Genomic DNA, 14,999 nt, shown 5'->3' with positions numbered 1-14,999 from the left:
CTAGCGCCAGCCGTAGTTGAAGCTGACGCTGATCCGCTCCGAGCGCGCCTGGTTGGTCGTCACCTCGTGGCGCAGCCAGCTTTCCCACATGTAGATCGTGCCCGGCTGCGGCGTCAGATAGACGAACGGCTGCACCTCTTCGGGCGCATCCGTGCGCCGGGTGGGCGCGGCCATCATGTAGGGCAGGCGCGGATCCTCGATCTTCAGCGCCGAGGCCCCCTTGGGCGTGCGCACATAGATCGTCCCGGAGATCACGCTGTGCGGGTGGATGTGGCTGGTGTGGCCCGCGCCCGGCTTGAGGACGTTGACCCACAGGCTGTCCAGCTTGAGCTTGCCGCCGCCCAGGTCGAATGCCAGGGCGTCGGCGAAATCGCGCGCGTGCCGATCGAGTTTGCGTTTCAGGTCTGCGAATACGCTGGCCCTGAGCGGCAGGTCGTTCAGCGAGGCATAGGAGGTGTAGCCGCCATAGGCGTGCGCCTTGCACCAGGCCTGTCCGGCGCGGTCCTCATCGGCCAGCATCTGGCACGCCTGCTCTAATTCGGCGTTGAAATTTTCGAACGACCGGTCCGTGCTAAGCGTCGCTTCATAGATCGGAGTCGCGAATAGGGGACGGAGCGCCATGTCTCGGCGCTAAACGGCCCGACATGGATTGTCAAAAGGCGCGGGCGAAGTGGCGGTCTCAGCCGCGGTCCGCTAGACATTGTTCAACGAACGCTCCGCGCAATGACGCGGGGACGATTGGGGGGAGACGGATGAAGAGGATTGCGGCCGCGCTTGCCGTTGCGGGCGTTGTGATCGGCGGTCAGGCGCTCGTCGCGGGCTCGGCCATGGCGGCGCCGGCGAAGGCGAAACCCCAGGCGGGCAAGGCGAGCCAGGCGCTCGCCTACCGGGCGCCCCGCGGACCGGACAAGGTCCACCCCGACCTCAATGGCGTCTGGCAGGTGATGAACACGGCCGGCTGGAACGTCGAGCCGCATCCGGCCAGCGCCGCCCTGCAGATGCGCCCCGGCCCCTTCGGCCCCGTGCCGTCCAGGGAGGTCCTGGCGCTCGGCGCGGTGGGCGCCGTGCCCGCCGGCCTGGGCGTCGTCGAAGGGGGCGAGATTCCCTACACGGCCGAGGCTCGCAAGACACGCGACGAGAACCGCGCCGACTGGATCCACAAGGATCCCGAGATCAAGTGCTACCTGCCCGGCGTGCCGCGCGCCAACTACATGAGCCACCCCTTCCAGATCTTCCAGTCCGACAAGCAGCTGCTCATCGCCTACGAGTACGCCGGCGCGGTCCGGAACCTGCTGTTCACCGATCCCGGCCCGGCCCCGATCGACAGCTGGATGGGCCAGTCGGTCGCCCACTGGGAAGGCGACACCCTGGTGGTCGTGGTCACGGGCCAGAACGACTCGAGCTGGCTCGACCGGGCCGGCAACTTCCACTCCGCGGACATGAAGGTCGTCGAGCGCTACACGCCGGTCTCGGCCAACGTCATGCGCTACGAGGCCGAGATCACCGATCCCTCGGCCTTCACCCGGCCGTGGAAGATGAGCATGAACCTCTACCGCCACGTCGGCGAGGACGCCCAGCTCGGCCAGTTCAAGTGCGTCGAGTTCGTCGAAGAGCTCATGTACGGCCAGTATCGCAAGGAACCGCTGAAGTGATCGGCGCCTGCATGGGCGCCGATGTACGCCAAGCTCGGGCTCATGTAGGTTTTCCCCAACAAGAAGACGTCAGCATTGGCGCTGGAGGCGCACCATGAATTTCCGTCGTTTCAACCTTCCCACCGTTTTCGGCGCGGGCCTTCTCGCCGCCGCCGCGATCGGCGTCGGCCAGGCCGCCGCCCACCACGCCTTCTCGGCCGAATTCGACGGCAAGGCGCCGGTGCTGCTGCGCGGCAAGGTGACCAAGGTCGAGTGGATCAACCCGCACGCCTGGGTGCATGTCATGGCCGCCGGCCCCGACGGCCAGGCCCGCGAGTGGATGGTGGAAGGCGGCACGCCCAACACCCTGCTGCGCGCCGGCATCGACCGCAATTCGCTGAAGCCCGGCACTGAGGTGATCGTCCGCGGCTACCAGTCCAAGGACAAGGCCTGCACCCCGGTCTGCAAGGCCAACGGCCGCGACGTGACCTTCACCGATGGCCGCAAGGTGTTCATGGGCTCCTCCGGCACCGGCGCGCCGAAGGACGGTTCGGACCCGAACGAGAAGTAGGCCCTTCAGCTCTGGAGAGCGCGGAACGGGGAGCCTTCGGGCTCCCCGTTTTCGTTTGCGCAGGTTCGTTTGCGCAGGTTCGTTTGGGCAGGCGCTAGCGGGCGCCGTTGGCGCGGGCCAGCACCTTGGCCGCGATCCCGACCCCGGCCATCGAGGCCACCGCCAGGCCGGCCCCTACGGCGAAGGTCGCCGGTGGGCCGATGGCGTCCCACAGCTCCCCGGCCAGCAGGCTGGCGGCCAGGGTGGCAATGCCGGTGACGAGGTTCAGCGCCCCGAACCCGGTGCCCCTCAGGTCGGGCGGAGCGGTGTCGGCGACGAGGGCGCTAAGCAGGCCCTGGGTGAAGCCCATGTGCAGTCCCCACAGCACCAGGCCCAGCGCGACCCCGACCAGCGAGGGGGCGAAGGCCAGCGCCAGGTCGGCGAGGACGAGGAGGGCGATGCCGGCCAGGAACAGCCCCTGGCGCCCCAGCCGGTCGGAGAGCGCGCCCGCCGGATAGGCCGACAGCGCATAGACGATGTTCATCACCACCAGCACCATCGGGGCGAAGGCCTCGCTGAGCCCCAGAGAGCGGGCGCGCAGGATCAGGAAGGCCTCTGAGAAGCGGGCCAGGGTGAACACCGCCGCCACCGCGGTCACCAGCCAGAAGGCCAGTCCCAGGCGCTTCAGCTCCGAGGGCCGCAATGGGAACTTCGCTCGCCCGCCGTTCCGCTTCACCTCGGGCTCGCGCACCGCGAAGACGATCAGGCTCACCGAGGCGATCGCCGGGATGACGGCGATCCAGAACACCAGCCGGAAGTTGTCGCGCGTCGCCAGCATGAGCAGCACCGCCAGCCCCGGCCCCACGAAGGCGCCAATGGTGTCCAGGGTCTGGCGCAGGCCAAAGCTCGCCCCCCGCGCCCCGTCCGGGGCGATGTCGGCGATCAGGGCGTCGCGCGGCGCGCCGCGCACGCCCTTGCCGATGCGGTCGACGAAGCGCGCCGCCACCAGCCAGCCCACCGATCCGGCAAGCGGGAAGGCCGGCTTGGTGAGCGCCGCGATCCCGTAGCCCAGCGCCGCCAGCAGCTTGCGCTTGCCCAGCCAGTCCGACAGGGCGCCGGAGAAGATCTTGGTGATCAGGGCGGTGGACTCGGCCACCCCCTCGATGGCCCCGACCGTCAGGGCCGAGGCCCCCATGACACTGACCAGATAGACCGGCAGCAGGCCGTGGATCATCTCCGAGGAGACGTCCATCAGCATGGAGACGAAGCCCAGCGCCCAGATGCTGGCGGGCACGAGGCGGATGGCCCGTGGAGACTTGGCGGCGGCTTCGGCCATGGGATCCTTGCGAACTCGACGGGCGAGGACCGATGCTCTATCCGAGCCAGGGGGGAGGTCCAGCCCTTGTTGACCTATCTTTGGATCGCGTTCGGCGGCGCGCTCGGCAGCGTGGCCCGCTACGCCTGCTCCAGCGCCGCGGCCCACGCCTTCGGCGAGACCTTTCCGTGGGGCACCTTGATCATCAACGTCGGCGGGTCGTTCGTGATCGGCCTGTTCGCGACCCTCACCGGGCCGGACGGCCGCTGGCTGGTCCCGCCCGACGCGCGCCTTTTCGTCACCGTCGGGGTCTGCGGCGGCTTCACCACCTTCTCCAGCTTCAGCCTGCAGACGCTGAACCTGATGCGCACGGGGGAGCTCGGCGCCGCGGCCGGCAATGTGGCCGGCTCGGTCGTCCTGTGCATGCTCGGGGTCTGGGCAGGCTACGTCGCCGGCGCTCTCATCAACCAGGCCCTCGCCAACGCCGTCCGGGGAGGCTGACATGCCGTCCGTCCAAGAGGCCGTCCTGCTGCGTGTGTTCGTCGGCGAGCGCGCCCGCCACGCCGGCCACCCGCTCTACGAGGCCATCGTGCGCGCCGCCCGCGACGCGGGCCTGGCCGGCGCCACCGTGCTGCGCGGCGTCATGGGCTATGGCCGCGGCGGCCGCATCGAGAGCGCCAAGATTCTCGATCTCTCGGACGACCTGCCGGTGGTGGTGGAGATTGTCGACGCCGAAGCCCGCATCGAGGGGTTCCTGCCGATCCTCGAGACCATGATCGGCCCCGATCCGCGCCAGGGTCTCGTCACCCTCGAGAAGATCCGGGTCCTCAGGCCTTAGCCAAAGCACTGAACAACCGGTTTGTTCTGTCGCCTTGCGGCGCCTCCTAGGGTAAGACTGCCCAGGGATTCCTGTATTGTGCTCGATTGATTTCAAAGAAGAAATAGAGGGGGGATGCTTTGATACGTGAAGTCTTGGTCTGGCTGCAGACCGAGCTCGGGAAAGGGACGGGCGACACCGCCCAGTCCTGGAGCGAGGCGCTCCTGGGCTCGCTGAACTTCTGGGGCCTGCTCGAAGGCACCCACCTCATCTCGCTGATGCTGTTCGCCGGCACGATCTTCGTGGTCGATCTGCGGCTGCTGGGCGTCACCTTCCGGCGCACGCCGGTCTCGGTGGTCAGCGACCGGGTGCTGCCGCTGACGGTCGCCGGCTTCCTGATGGTGATCGCCACCGGCCTGCTGCTGTTCTTCGCCAAGCCACTGTTTTATTATCATAATCTGTGGTTCCGGGCGAAGATGGTCTTCCTCGTCCTGGCGATGATCAACATCGCCGTCTTCCACTTCCGTGTGCAGCGTAATCAGGCCGCCTGGGACGGCTACGAGCGGCCGCCTGCCTCGGCGCGCGCCTCGGCGGCGCTGTCGCTGCTGGCCTGGCTCTGCGTCATCACCATGGGCCGCTTCATCGCCTACGACTGGTTCGAATGCGGCAAGCCGATCCCGCACCTCGTCAACGTCCTGCAGGAGTGCAAGGTCTCGGAGAAGGGCGCGGTCGACAAGGAGGACATGACGAAGCTGAGCGGGGCCACGGTGAGCGGGGGGCAGGGGCAATGAAGCTGACGTTCGAATACTTCTTCCCGGCGCTGCGGCCCTGGGTGGTCAACCTGGTCAACGTCTGGCCGGCCTACATCATCAAGCCGCAGTTCGCGGCCTGGGAGGTGCTGCACATCCTATCCCTGGTGCTGCTCGGCGGCGCGGCCATCCTGATGAACCTGCGCCTGATCGGCGCCGGCATCACCGACGAGCCGCCCTCGGTGGTCTACCGCAACCTGCGCCGTTGGCAGGACGTCGGCGTCATCGGCATCGTGGTCTCCGGCATCCTGATCGGCATGGCCAACGCCGAGCGGCTCTACGATTCCACCGCCTTCGTCGTGAAGATGCTGGCCCTCGTCGCCGGAGTCATCCTGACCTATGGCGCGAGCCGTCCCGTCGCCCGCGACGAGGGCGCCGTCGGCCCTGGCGCCAGGCTCTCCCTGCTGGTCGGCGGCGCGCTCTTCGTGCTCGCCATTGGCGTCTTCGTCACCGGGGCCCTGATCAACGTCGGCCTGTTCCACGTGCTTACCGCCGCCGCCCTCCTGGTGCTGGCGGTGACGCGCGGGCGGTTGCGCTGGATCTATCTCGCCGGCCTCCTGGCGCTGATCGCGGTGCAGAGCTTCATCACCCACGCGATGATCCAGCCCGACGACCTCGCCAGGCTGGATCCGGTGAACAAGACCTTCTTCGTGCTGTTCTCGGTGTGGATCTTCGGCGCCGCGGCCGTGCAGCTTTTCGCGCGCCGGGCGGACGGGGACACGGCGGGGCCGCTGGCCAAGGCGATCGGCTACGCCACCATCCTGGTGTGGATCACCGGGGCGGCCGCCGGCCGCTGGATCGCCTTCGCCTGACGTGAAAGGAGGGCGGGGCCGCCGGCCGGCGGCCCCGTCGCCTTCAGCGGGTCTGGATGTCCATCAGCGAGCGCCACATCTCGTCGGCGACCTTGATGGTCCCGAGGTTGGCGCTGAACTGGTGCTTGGCCTCGATCTGCTCGACGGCCTCGGCGGCGTAGTCGATGTCAGAGCTCTGATCGCCCATCCGCGCCGTGCGGGCGGCCGAGGCATCGAAGCGCTGCGAGGCGGCCATCAGGCCGTAACGGGCGACAGTGAGCGGATCCATGGTCCTCTCCCAGGTTCGCCGCCAACCTAGACGGGCAGGGTTAAGCCTTGAGCCACCAAGGATGGTGAACCTTCCGTTGCCGGGGAGTAGTCTTCGCGCGGGGCGTCAGCGGAAGGAGAGTCTCCGAATGCTCAGAGCGATCACCCTCGGCGCCGCGATTGGCCTGGCGGCCGGCGCCGCCTTCGCCCCGTCGGCCTTTGCCCAGTCGACCTTCGACCCCACCGTCACCAGCATCTGCATCGAGCCTGGCGGCCGCACCCTGCCGGCCACCTGCCGCGCCCAGCCCTCGCACATCGACCCGCGCGAGGACATCTGCCAGTGCCTGGACGGCGGCCAGCAGGTGACGATCTCGGTCTGCCCACCGGGCGTCCGGCCGCCGGCCGAGAGCGCCGCCTACGAGCGCGCCCGCGCCGAGGCGGTGAAGAACGGCAGCGTGGTCGGCGCGACCTGGCAGGGCCGGCCGATGTGCGTCGCGCCGCGCAACCCCGCCCGCTAGGCGCAGGCGGCTACTTGCCGAGCGCCGCGTAGACCATCTTCTGGAACACCGGCAGCACCATGCGTCCGCCCATCCGCTGGCCGGTGGCGAGCTGCGAGGCGCTCTCCGGCTCCAGGGGCATGGAATCCTGGATCAGATAGATCAGGACCATCTCCTCCTTCGGGTCGGCCAGCCACCAGGTGCCGAAGGCGCCCGGCCAGCCGAAGCTGCCGTTGGAGCCGGCGCCGACCATGGCCTGCTTCTCCTCGTCGAGGATCGTCGACACGCCCAGGCCGAAGCCCTGCGCATCCCAGAACGGGAAGCCCATGAAGGGGATCTTCCGCTGGGCGTCCGTCAGCCGGTTGGCGGTCATCAGCTCGACCGTCTGCGGCTTCAGGAGGCGCACGCCGTCCACCTCGCCCTTGCCCAGCAGCATGCGGGCGAACTTCAGGTAGTCGTCGGCCGTGGAGATCAGGCCGCCGCCGCCGCCTTCGAAGGCCGGGGCCTTGCTCGGGTGGGGCAGGGAGACGTCCTCGAGCGGCCCGGCTTCGGCCGGCGCCTTGTAGAGCTTGGCCAGGCGCTCGCGCTTCTCCGGCGGCGCCCAGAAGAAGGTGTCGTCCATGCCGAGCGGGGCGAAGATCCGCTCGCGCAGCACCTCGCCCAGCGGCTTGCCCTCGATCCGCGCCACCAGGAAGCCCAGCACGTCCGTGGCGTGGCTGTAGTGGAAGCGATCGCCCGGCGGATAGCTCAGCGGCAGGCTGCCCAAGGCCGCCAGCCATTCGTCCGGCGTCATGGCGTTGACCAGCGGCGAGCCCAGCCGCTCCTCGTGGGCGTGGGCGATCGGCCCCACCGAGGTGAAGCCGTAGGCGAGGCCCGCGCGGTGGGTCATCAGGTCCTCGACCGTGATGTCGCGCGCCGCCGGGCTCGTCTGGTCGATCGGCCCGGTGGCGTCGGCCAGAACCTGCATGTCCGCGAACTCCGGCAGCCACTTGGTCACCGGGTCCTCCAGCTTCAGCTTGCCTTCCTCGAGCAGCATCAGGGTGGCGACCGAGGTGACCGGCTTGGTCATCGAGGCGATGCGGAACAGGGTGTCCCGCGTCATCGGGACCTTGCCCTCGAGGTCGCGGTGGCCGATCGCGTTGACCTGGGCGATCTCGCCCTTCCGCCAGACCAGGGTCACGAAGCCGGACAGCAGGCCCTGGTCCGCGACGCCCTGCAGCGCCGGCGGGATCTGCGCCAGAGCCTCCGGATTGAGCCCGCCCGTTCCCTGATCGCCGTACATCCCGTGTCCTCCCGCGCCGGTTATCGGCGTTCAGGAGCATTGACGCAGGCTGACGCGCGGCCCGTCAAGCGCGGCCTACTGCGGGGTGGGCGCCTCGTAGGTGGCCATCATCTCGCCCTTGGCGATGGTGTGGCCCTTGAGCGCGTTCAGCAGCTCATTCAGCGGCGTGTCGGCGTCCATCGGCAGGAAGTCGTCGAGGGCGAAGATCTGGAAGTAGTAGCGGTGCACGCCGTGGCCGGCCGGCGGCCGCGGCCCGAACCAGCCGTAGCCGCCCATGTCGTTCTTGCCCTGGATGGAGGCCTGGGGCGTCACCGGCTGCTCGGTGTTCGGCAGGCCGGCGTCGAGGTGGGTGACGCCGCCCTCGATGTTCCAGATCATCCAGTGGACGAACGGCAGCTCACGCGGGGCGTCGGGGTCCTCGACGATGATCGCCCAGGCCTTCACGTCCGGCACGTTCGACCAGCGCAGCGGCGGCGAGACGTTGTCGAAATAGGCGGAGTGCTGGTCCGCCAGGCGGCCGTCGGCGCCCTGGGCGGTGGAGGTGATCGTCACGCCCGTGGGCAGGATCGGATCGACCTTCATGATGGTGATGGCTTCGCCAGAGTGTTCCGGCATGGCGCGGTCTCCCGATGATGGCTGCCTCCTCCTAACCACGGCGCGGCGGCGCGGGTTGCCGGAACGAGCGGGGGAAATCCTTGCTGCGCTGCACATGAGAGGGAGGCGCATTTACCCGCGCCGCGCGCCCCCGCGCACGGACTTCCCCTTTGCCGCGCAAGGCGTTGCGGCTGACCGACGCAGAACGCCTTGACCCAGGGTCAACGACGCTGCAGCGCCGCATTGAAAGCCCCGGTCATCATGCGTATATGCGCGACCGGCCGCACCTGCGGCTGTCGGGAAGGATCGAGACCACCCATGCTCGTGACCTTGATGAAGGCGAAGCTGCACCGCGCCACGGTGACCCAGGCGGACCTGGACTACGAAGGCTCGATCGCCATCGACCGCGATCTGCTGGACGCCTCCGGCATCCTGCCGCACGAGCAGGTGGACGTGCTCAACATCACCACTGGCGCCCGCTTCACCACCTACGCCATCGAGGCCCCGCGCGGCTCGAAGGTGATCGGCGTCAATGGCGCCGCCGCCCGCCTGGTGCAGAAGGGTGATAAGGTGATCGTCGTCACCTACGGCATGCTGCCCTCGGAGGAAGCCCGCAACTATGCGCCGACCGTGGTCCTCCTCGACGAAGGCAATGAGATCAAGAAGGCGGCCTGACGCCGTCTCTGGGGCCGTCTCTGGCGCCGTCTCTGAGGCTATCTTCGGGGCCGGCCTTTCGCTGCTGGCCCTGGCGGCCCTCGCCGCCTGCTCCCCCACCGCGCCCAAGGGCGTGAAGAAGGACAAGCTCGACGCCGCCGTGTCGGACGCCATCGGCGATCCGGCCAGCTGCCTCGTCATCGCCGACAAGGCGAGCGGCCGGGTGCTCTACCGCTACAACACCGCCACCGTCTGCGCCCGCATGCTGCCGGCCTGCGACAGCCCGGGCGCGCGCACGGTCAAGGACCTCGCCGACGTCACCGCCAAGGACGGCCAGGCGCGGCGTCTGTCCTGCAACACCGCCGCCGACGGCTCGCGCGGCGTCGCCTGGGCCTCCGGCGTCCTGCCCAGGAAGGGCTACGTCTACGCCGCCGTCATGGAGGGCACGCGGACCTTCCCCGGCCTGATGATGGCCGAGCGCATCGAGCCGCGCCTCAAGGACCTCGGCCTGGACTGAGCCCTACCGGGCGAGCTCGTAGAGCCCGGTGATGTCGACCCGCACCTGCATCTCGCCGGGCGACACGGCGGTCTCGGCGCGGAAGCTCGCCTTGGGCGCGGCCATCATGATCGGCGAGGGCGGCCGCACGTCGAAGCTCGTGCCTTCGCTCAGGTTGACCAGCCGCAGCACCGGCCGGCCCACCGCCTTGGCGTAGAGGTCAGCCTTGGCCTGCAGGGCGCGCACCGCCGCCAGCCGCGCCGCATTCTCCGCCGCCGTCGGGTCGAGCAGGCCGAAGCTGATCGAATTGACGTTGGTCGCCCCGGCGCCCACCGCCGCGTCCACCGTCTGGCCGAGGCGCTTCAGGTCGCGGGCGGTGATCGTCACCTGGTTGGAGGCCTGGTAGCCGGTCAGCCGCGGCGGCTGGTTCTGCTCGTAGGCGTACTGCGGATTGACGCTGAGCTGGGAGGTGCGCAGATCGCGCTCGGCGAGGCCGGCCCGCTTCAGCGAGGCCATCACCCTGGCCATCTGGTCGGCGTTGGCGGCCAGCGCCTGGGCCGCGCTCGGGGCGTCTGTGGTCACGCCCAGGGTGATGGTCGCCATGTCCGGGACCACCTTGGCCTCCCCATAGGCCGAGAGGCTGAGGGTGGTGGCCTGGAAGACGGCGTCGGCGGCCGAATCCGGGGCCGGGGCCGGGGCCGATTGCGCGAGGGCGGCGGGCGCCGCGGCGCCCATCAGCGCCAGGCTAAGGGCGCCGGCGCGAAGCAGGGTCTTCATCGGTGTCTCCATCGAAGATCGGCGACCAAGTTCGCAAGGCCAAGCTGAACGCAAGCTTTAAGGCCCGTGCAGCCCATGGTAACCGCCGGGAACGCTGCGGGGGCCCGTAGCTCAATGGTTAGAGCCGGCCGCTCATAACGGTCTGGTTGCAGGTTCGAGTCCTGCCGGGCCCACCAGCGCCTATTCTTGCGGCGTGGGCCGTGGCGCTACCGATGTAGGCTGCCCACCGTCCGCATCTGACGCTCGGCGGGACCGTCCTTACCCGCGGAACTGGCGATTCAGCTTGCGCATGCCGCCGATCCACCGACCGTAATCGGCCGTCTTGTTGCGCATGTACTGCAGGACCTCGGGGTGCGGCAGGATCAGGAACTCCTCCCGCTCCAGGCACCCCACGGTGACTTCCGCCAGCTCCTCGGGCTCCATCATCCCGTCGATGGAGGCGACGCCGTCCGGATTGCCGGCGGTCATCGCGGTGCGCACCGCCTGGGGGCAGAGCACCGAGACCTTGATGCCGTCATCGCCGTGCGTGATGGCCAACCATTCGGCCAAGCCGACGGCGGCGTGCTTGGTCACCGCGTAGGGCGCCGAGCCGATCTGCGATAGCAGGCCCGCCGCGGAGGCGGTGTTCAGCAGGTAGCCGCCGCCGCGGGCGACCATCCGCGGCACCAGGTGGCGGGCGGCCCAGACGTGGGCCATGACATTGATGTCCCAGATGCGCTGCCAGTCGGCGTTGGCGGCCTCCGCGCCACCGCCCACGCCGATGCCCGCGTTTGAGCAGAAGAGGTCGATCGGGCCGATGTCGCGCTCGACCGTCTCGATGAGGCCGGCGATCTCGTCTTCCCGTGCGACATCGACGCGGAATGCGACGCCGCCAATGCCCGCTGCAGTGGCCTTGGCCCCGGCCTCGTCGCGGTCCGCGCAGACCACAGCCTTGGCGCCCTCGGCCGCGAACCGCTGAGCCAGCGCCCGGCCGATACCGCTCGCCGCGCCGGTGACGACGATGACCTTGTCCTTCAGTTCCATGGCGTTCCCTCTTCCTGACCCGACGCTTAGCGGGGATGGCCGCCGGACGCCACGGCGCGGTGCGGCTCGGAAGAGCGCGCTTGAGGTCGGCTGGAGGCGCGCCAACTTCCCTCTTGAGGCTTGGCCTGGCCACTCGGCCGGCTCTGCCGCAGGTCTGCGCGGGACGGTCGTCAGGACGGCAACGACGCTGATGCGCCCTCGGCCAAACGCCCGGCGGCAGCTCAAGAGCTGAGGAAGGCTTCAAGCTCCGCCATGAAGCCTTCGAGCTGATCGTGGTGGACCCAATGGCCGGCGTTCTCGAAATTGACGAGCCGGGCGTTGGCGAAATGCCTGATGCGCCCGTCGATCACTGGATCAGAGGCCCAGGAGTCTGCGCCGCGCACCAGCAACACAGGCGCCGTGATCTTGGCCCAGAGACGATGCTGGTCTTCGTGCGAGAGGCCGCCTACGCCACCACCCCAGCGCGTTGCGTTGTCGAATTTCCAGGAATAGGTCCCGTCTTCGTTCTGCTGGACCCCGTGCACCGTGAGGTGGCGCGCCTGCTCGGGGCTGAGGTGGGCATTCTCCTCGGCCATCCGCGCGACGGCGTCCTCCAGGCGTGCATACCGGCGCGCAGTGCGTCCAGAGTTCTGCCGACGGTCCGCCACCCAGGCGCGCAACCGCTCGTCGACAGCGCGTTTGGCCTGCTCGGCCATGACCCGAGGAGAAGGTCCAAGGCCTTCGATGGCCACGAGCTTGGCCACAGAGTCCGGAAACGCACCGCCGTAGTTCAAGGCAATGCCCGCGCCGAGCGAATGAGCGACCATGGTGACTGGAGCGGCCGTCTTCTGGTGGATGAGCTGGGCCAGATCGTAGACGTAGGCCCCCATGTCATAGCCACCCCCGACGGCCCAGGCGCTGTCGCCATGTCCGCGGAGGTCCGGAGCGATCACGTGATAGCGGTCGCGCAGCCGCTGTGCGACCCAGTCCCAGTTCCGGCAGTGATCCTGGCCGCCGTGCACCAGCACCAGCGGTGGCGCATCGCTGTTGCCCCAATCGACGTAGTGCAGCCGCAGGCGCTGAGAGAAGTAAAAGTGTGACGTGGGACCAGCCATGCCGCTGTTTAGGCCAGGCGCCGATCACCTTGCCACCCTCAAGTGTCCGCCGCAGCGGCAGCCGGGTGTGTGCGGGGCTGACGGCCTGAGGCCGCCGCGTCGAGCCTCGCCTAATCGGCCTTGCCGCTCGTCCGCCGGCGCCGGCCGCCGCTCAGGTGCAGGATGGCGAGCGCCGCGCCGGCGAGGCCGGTGGCGATCAGCACGGCCGGCGGCGGTCCGCGGCGCCCCGTGTGCACCACGTAGCGGTGGAAATCGGTCCCGTCGGAGGCCCACCAGGCGCCCGAGGGCTTATGGAAGCCGTGGTCGGCGAAGCTCTCGGCGCTGGCCCGGGCCAGGTCTGCGGCGTCGGACGCCGTGCGGCCGCTGGCGACGCGTTCGCGACGCGGGCGAATGACCTTGGGATCGTCGGTCAGCTTCCAGGATTCCCGGGTGACGTTGAACACGCGCCCCAGGGTCGGGCCCGCCGAGTGGACGGGCGCGTGTCGGAGAAAGCGGTCGAAGCGGCGCGACATGCGACAGGAAGTCCCTAGTGGGCGGTTCTGATCCGCGAGCCGTCGACGGCGGGCCTCGGCGGGTCTACGTCGGGGGACGCGAGCATCGGGTCTCCATGAAAGCCATCATCGATCTTAAAGGCGCCTCGGGCGCGACTTACCGGTTCCGGCTGTGGCCGCAAGGCGCGGCGCACCCACCGATGGCCGGCAACTATGCCTGCATCCGCATGCGCGGCGAAGAGGCCGAGATTCTCGGCGTCGGCGAGGCGCTCGACCTGTCGCGGCTACACGAGGCGCTTCCCAAGCGCGTGCGCGAGGCCGCGCCGCTGGTCTACACGCGCCTGAACGTGGCCAGGGCGACGCGCACCGCCGAGCACGAGGACCTCCTCGCCGCCCACGGTCCGGTGAAGCTGCGCGAGCGCGCCTGACGCACCGCTGACCGGAGTCCTCCCGGCGGCCCGACGGAAATACATCGTGAGACGATGGAACGGCGCGCGGCGCCTGGCCGTTTGCCGCCTTGGGTGGATCACGCGGGCGCGGCAGCGCCCCTGCCAGGACATCGCCATGCGCGCATGCCGCCTGGGCGGCCTTGTGGCCGCCGTCACCACCCTCGTCCCCGCGGCGGCGCTCGCCCAGGCGCAGCCACCTCAGAAGCCGCCTCAGGCGGACTCCCCCAGCAAGCCGCCCGCCGAGCACCTCCTCGGCGACTGGGCCGCTGGCCCCGCGGCGACGGGGGTCGAGCTCTCCCTCGAGTACAAGGGGGAGGTGGTCGGCAACCTCTCCGGCGGCCATGGCCACGGCCTCGACTATTCGCACCTGATCCTCGGCGAGGCGGCCCTCGACGGCGCGAAGCTGTGGAACTTGAAGGGCTTCAAGCTGTACGCCGCCTTCGCCAACGTCGCCGGCAACAGCCTGTCCGCCGACACCCTGGGCGACGACTTCCTGGCCGTGCAGGACGCCTATGTGCCGAACGTCACCGTCGGCGCACGGCTCGCCTGGCTCTACGGCGAGCAGTCCTTCGCCGGCGACCGGGTCAATGTCGCGGCCGGCCGGCTGCCGGTGCACCGCGACTTCGCCCGTTCGGACTTCTACTGCCGGTTCATGTCCACCGCGATCTGCGGCGGGCCGCACACCCTGCCGGCGCAGCCCGCCTTCACCGACCTGCCGTTCGCCACCTGGGGCGCGCGGGCTCAGGTCAAGCTCGGCGGCGGCCTCTCGACGACCCTCGGCGCCTACGAGGTCAATCCCAAGCACGGGGGCCCCTCGGGGCTGAACTGGTCGACGGGCGGCTCGACGGGCACGCTCTACCCCGTCGAGCTCGCCTTCGCGCCGGGGGGCAAGTCCGCGCGCCTGCCCGGTCACTACAAGCTCGGCTGGATGTACGACACCTCGGCCTATCCGGACCTCTACGCCGACGCCGCCGGCCAGCCGATCGCCGTCAGCGGCCGGCCGGGGCGCTCGCATCGCGGTCGACCGACCGGCTATGCGCTGTTCGACCAGATGCTGGTGCGGCACGGCAGGGGGAAGACCGCCGGCCTCGTGGCCTTCGGCGGCTACGTGCGGTCCGACCCGGCCACCTTCCGGCTCGCCCAGCTGTCGTTCCTGGGCCTGTCGGACGAGGGGCTGGTCGCTTCGCGCCCGAAGGACGTCGCCGGTCTGCTCGTCGCCCATACCCAGGTCAGTTCATCGCTCAGCCGCACCGAGCGCCTGCAGGCCGCCCTCGGCGAGCCGTTCACCGGCGGGGTCGACGGCGTCCAGCGGTCAGAGTGGGTGGTGGAGGCGAACTATGCCGTCCACGTGCGCGACGGGCTCACCCTGATGCCCGATGTCCAGTGGGTGCGCTGGCCCGGCGCGATCCGCGGCCACGGCGACGCCCTGGTGCTCGGCGCGCGGGCCGACATCCACTTCTGA

General features: G+C 69.6%; 20 protein-coding genes and 1 tRNA gene. 12 read left to right on the top strand and 9 right to left on the bottom strand.

The features are described 5' to 3' along the window. Window positions 1-621, bottom strand: coding sequence for a TIGR02466 family protein (locus DJ017_RS19620; protein ID WP_111530606.1), 621 nt, complete (start codon window positions 619-621; stop codon window positions 1-3). Window positions 622-752: 131 nt separating this feature from the next. On the opposite strand from DJ017_RS19620, the gene DJ017_RS19615 reads away from it, so the two are divergent. Together DJ017_RS19615 and DJ017_RS19610 are read left to right on the top strand one after the other, a co-directional pair. Then, window positions 753-1,652 carry a hypothetical protein gene (locus DJ017_RS19615; RefSeq protein WP_111530605.1) on the top strand — a complete coding sequence of 300 codons (900 nt, stop codon included), beginning with the start codon at window positions 753-755 and terminating at the stop codon, window positions 1,650-1,652. Between the two features lie 94 nt (window positions 1,653-1,746). Continuing rightward, complete coding sequence (locus tag DJ017_RS19610) at window positions 1,747-2,202, top strand: DUF6152 family protein (protein WP_111530604.1); 456 nt, start codon at window positions 1,747-1,749, stop codon at window positions 2,200-2,202. Between the two features lie 94 nt (window positions 2,203-2,296). On the opposite strand, the gene DJ017_RS19605 is transcribed toward DJ017_RS19610, so the two are convergent. Next, window positions 2,297-3,517: an MFS transporter gene (locus DJ017_RS19605; RefSeq protein WP_111530603.1), complete on the bottom strand. Its 1,221-nt coding sequence runs from the start codon at window positions 3,515-3,517 to the stop codon at window positions 2,297-2,299. 66 nt (window positions 3,518-3,583) lie between these two features. Between DJ017_RS19605 and crcB the strand changes: the two genes are divergently transcribed. The 4 genes from crcB to DJ017_RS19585 all read left to right on the top strand — a co-directional run bounded on the left by crcB (window position 3,584) and on the right by DJ017_RS19585 (window position 5,934). Continuing rightward, a complete protein-coding gene (crcB, locus tag DJ017_RS19600) occupies window positions 3,584-3,997 on the top strand; it encodes a fluoride efflux transporter CrcB (RefSeq protein WP_227000267.1) in 414 nt (137 codons plus the stop codon). Window position 3,998: 1 nt separating this feature from the next. Beyond that, on the top strand, window positions 3,999-4,334 hold the full coding sequence (locus DJ017_RS19595; RefSeq protein WP_111530601.1) for a DUF190 domain-containing protein: 336 nt from the start codon (window positions 3,999-4,001) through the stop codon (window positions 4,332-4,334). Window positions 4,335-4,468: 134 nt separating this feature from the next. Continuing rightward, a complete protein-coding gene (locus DJ017_RS19590) occupies window positions 4,469-5,104 on the top strand; it encodes a DUF6644 family protein (RefSeq protein WP_111530600.1) in 636 nt (211 codons plus the stop codon). Beyond that, a complete protein-coding gene (locus DJ017_RS19585) occupies window positions 5,101-5,934 on the top strand; it encodes a DUF6644 family protein (RefSeq protein ID WP_111530599.1) in 834 nt (277 codons plus the stop codon). The genes DJ017_RS19590 and DJ017_RS19585 overlap by 4 nt, the downstream gene beginning before the upstream one ends. A gap of 43 nt (window positions 5,935-5,977) precedes the next feature. Here the strand turns inward: DJ017_RS19585 and DJ017_RS19580 are convergent, their stop codons facing one another. After that, window positions 5,978-6,202: a flagellar basal body rod C-terminal domain-containing protein gene (locus DJ017_RS19580; RefSeq protein WP_111530598.1), complete on the bottom strand. Its 225-nt coding sequence runs from the start codon at window positions 6,200-6,202 to the stop codon at window positions 5,978-5,980. Window positions 6,203-6,329: 127 nt separating this feature from the next. Between DJ017_RS19580 and DJ017_RS19575 the strand changes: the two genes are divergently transcribed. Then, a complete protein-coding gene (locus DJ017_RS19575) occupies window positions 6,330-6,698 on the top strand; it encodes a hypothetical protein (RefSeq protein ID WP_111530597.1) in 369 nt (122 codons plus the stop codon). 10 nt (window positions 6,699-6,708) lie between these two features. Here DJ017_RS19575 and DJ017_RS19570 read toward each other — a convergent pair whose 3' ends face one another. Together DJ017_RS19570 and DJ017_RS19565 are read right to left on the bottom strand one after the other, a co-directional pair. Further along, entirely contained in the window at window positions 6,709-7,959 is a 1,251-nt protein-coding gene (locus tag DJ017_RS19570; protein ID WP_111530596.1) for a serine hydrolase domain-containing protein, read from the bottom strand. A gap of 75 nt (window positions 7,960-8,034) precedes the next feature. Further along, window positions 8,035-8,574 (bottom strand): YbhB/YbcL family Raf kinase inhibitor-like protein, encoded by a 540-nt coding sequence (locus DJ017_RS19565; protein WP_111530595.1) that lies wholly within the window; start codon window positions 8,572-8,574, stop codon window positions 8,035-8,037. A 297-nt stretch (window positions 8,575-8,871) separates the two neighbouring features. Between DJ017_RS19565 and panD the strand changes: the two genes are divergently transcribed. Both panD and DJ017_RS19555 read left to right on the top strand, forming a co-directional pair. After that, entirely contained in the window at window positions 8,872-9,228 is a 357-nt protein-coding gene (gene panD / locus DJ017_RS19560; RefSeq protein WP_111530594.1) for an aspartate 1-decarboxylase, read from the top strand. Further along, window positions 9,206-9,724 (top strand): hypothetical protein, encoded by a 519-nt coding sequence (locus tag DJ017_RS19555; RefSeq protein WP_133255516.1) that lies wholly within the window; start codon window positions 9,206-9,208, stop codon window positions 9,722-9,724. The genes panD and DJ017_RS19555 overlap by 23 nt, the downstream gene beginning before the upstream one ends. A gap of 3 nt (window positions 9,725-9,727) precedes the next feature. Here DJ017_RS19555 and DJ017_RS19550 read toward each other — a convergent pair whose 3' ends face one another. Continuing rightward, window positions 9,728-10,480, bottom strand: coding sequence for an SIMPL domain-containing protein (locus DJ017_RS19550; protein WP_227000266.1), 753 nt, complete (start codon window positions 10,478-10,480; stop codon window positions 9,728-9,730). A 100-nt stretch (window positions 10,481-10,580) separates the two neighbouring features. Between DJ017_RS19550 and DJ017_RS19545 the strand changes: the two genes are divergently transcribed. Next, window positions 10,581-10,656: transfer RNA gene (locus DJ017_RS19545), tRNA-Ile, on the top strand. 82 nt (window positions 10,657-10,738) lie between these two features. Here DJ017_RS19545 and DJ017_RS19540 read toward each other — a convergent pair. The 3 genes from DJ017_RS19540 to DJ017_RS19530 all read right to left on the bottom strand — a co-directional run bounded on the left by DJ017_RS19540 (window position 10,739) and on the right by DJ017_RS19530 (window position 13,109). After that, window positions 10,739-11,503, bottom strand: coding sequence for an SDR family oxidoreductase (locus DJ017_RS19540; protein WP_111530591.1), 765 nt, complete (start codon window positions 11,501-11,503; stop codon window positions 10,739-10,741). 221 nt (window positions 11,504-11,724) lie between these two features. After that, complete coding sequence (locus DJ017_RS19535) at window positions 11,725-12,597, bottom strand: alpha/beta fold hydrolase (protein WP_111530590.1); 873 nt, start codon at window positions 12,595-12,597, stop codon at window positions 11,725-11,727. Window positions 12,598-12,707: 110 nt separating this feature from the next. Beyond that, the gene (locus DJ017_RS19530) at window positions 12,708-13,109 is read right to left on the bottom strand and encodes a hypothetical protein (RefSeq protein WP_111530589.1); all 402 of its coding nucleotides are present in this window, start codon (window positions 13,107-13,109) and stop codon (window positions 12,708-12,710) included. A gap of 95 nt (window positions 13,110-13,204) precedes the next feature. Between DJ017_RS19530 and DJ017_RS19525 the strand changes: the two genes are divergently transcribed. Further along, complete coding sequence (locus tag DJ017_RS19525) at window positions 13,205-13,516, top strand: hypothetical protein (RefSeq protein WP_133255515.1); 312 nt, start codon at window positions 13,205-13,207, stop codon at window positions 13,514-13,516. A gap of 136 nt (window positions 13,517-13,652) precedes the next feature. Then, a complete protein-coding gene (locus tag DJ017_RS19520; RefSeq protein WP_111530587.1) occupies window positions 13,653-14,999 on the top strand; it encodes a carbohydrate porin in 1,347 nt (448 codons plus the stop codon).

Origin of the sequence: Phenylobacterium soli (assembly GCF_003254475.1) — a bacterium.
Taxonomy (GTDB): Bacteria; Pseudomonadota; Alphaproteobacteria; order Caulobacterales; family Caulobacteraceae; genus Phenylobacterium; species Phenylobacterium soli.
The sequence above is the reverse complement of the archived record's forward strand: the minus strand, read 5'-3'. Positions and strand labels throughout refer to the sequence as shown.

Excerpts from the sequence above, each read along its gene's own strand:
- DJ017_RS19575 (WP_111530597.1), top strand. The coding sequence starts at position 6,330 with ATGCTCAGAGCGATCACCCTCGGCGCCGCGATTGGCCTGGCGGCCGGC.
- DJ017_RS19580 (WP_111530598.1), bottom strand. The coding sequence starts at position 6,202 with ATGGATCCGCTCACTGTCGCCCGTTACGGCCTGATGGCCGCCTCGCAG.
- DJ017_RS19615 (WP_111530605.1), top strand. The coding sequence starts at position 753 with ATGAAGAGGATTGCGGCCGCGCTTGCCGTTGCGGGCGTTGTGATCGGC.
- DJ017_RS19555 (WP_133255516.1), top strand. The coding sequence starts at position 9,206 with ATGAGATCAAGAAGGCGGCCTGACGCCGTCTCTGGGGCCGTCTCTGGC.
- DJ017_RS19605 (WP_111530603.1), bottom strand. The coding sequence starts at position 3,517 with ATGGCCGAAGCCGCCGCCAAGTCTCCACGGGCCATCCGCCTCGTGCCC.
- DJ017_RS19525 (WP_133255515.1), top strand. The coding sequence starts at position 13,205 with ATGAAAGCCATCATCGATCTTAAAGGCGCCTCGGGCGCGACTTACCGG.
- DJ017_RS19530 (WP_111530589.1), bottom strand. The coding sequence starts at position 13,109 with ATGTCGCGCCGCTTCGACCGCTTTCTCCGACACGCGCCCGTCCACTCG.
- panD (WP_111530594.1), top strand. The coding sequence starts at position 8,872 with ATGCTCGTGACCTTGATGAAGGCGAAGCTGCACCGCGCCACGGTGACC.
- DJ017_RS19620 (WP_111530606.1), bottom strand. The coding sequence starts at position 621 with ATGGCGCTCCGTCCCCTATTCGCGACTCCGATCTATGAAGCGACGCTT.
- DJ017_RS19595 (WP_111530601.1), top strand. The coding sequence starts at position 3,999 with ATGCCGTCCGTCCAAGAGGCCGTCCTGCTGCGTGTGTTCGTCGGCGAG.
- DJ017_RS19535 (WP_111530590.1), bottom strand. The coding sequence starts at position 12,597 with ATGGCTGGTCCCACGTCACACTTTTACTTCTCTCAGCGCCTGCGGCTG.
- DJ017_RS19570 (WP_111530596.1), bottom strand. The coding sequence starts at position 7,959 with ATGTACGGCGATCAGGGAACGGGCGGGCTCAATCCGGAGGCTCTGGCG.
- DJ017_RS19610 (WP_111530604.1), top strand. The coding sequence starts at position 1,747 with ATGAATTTCCGTCGTTTCAACCTTCCCACCGTTTTCGGCGCGGGCCTT.
- DJ017_RS19565 (WP_111530595.1), bottom strand. The coding sequence starts at position 8,574 with ATGCCGGAACACTCTGGCGAAGCCATCACCATCATGAAGGTCGATCCG.
- DJ017_RS19520 (WP_111530587.1), top strand. The coding sequence starts at position 13,653 with ATGCGCGCATGCCGCCTGGGCGGCCTTGTGGCCGCCGTCACCACCCTC.
- DJ017_RS19550 (WP_227000266.1), bottom strand. The coding sequence starts at position 10,480 with ATGAAGACCCTGCTTCGCGCCGGCGCCCTTAGCCTGGCGCTGATGGGC.
- DJ017_RS19585 (WP_111530599.1), top strand. The coding sequence starts at position 5,101 with ATGAAGCTGACGTTCGAATACTTCTTCCCGGCGCTGCGGCCCTGGGTG.
- DJ017_RS19540 (WP_111530591.1), bottom strand. The coding sequence starts at position 11,503 with ATGGAACTGAAGGACAAGGTCATCGTCGTCACCGGCGCGGCGAGCGGT.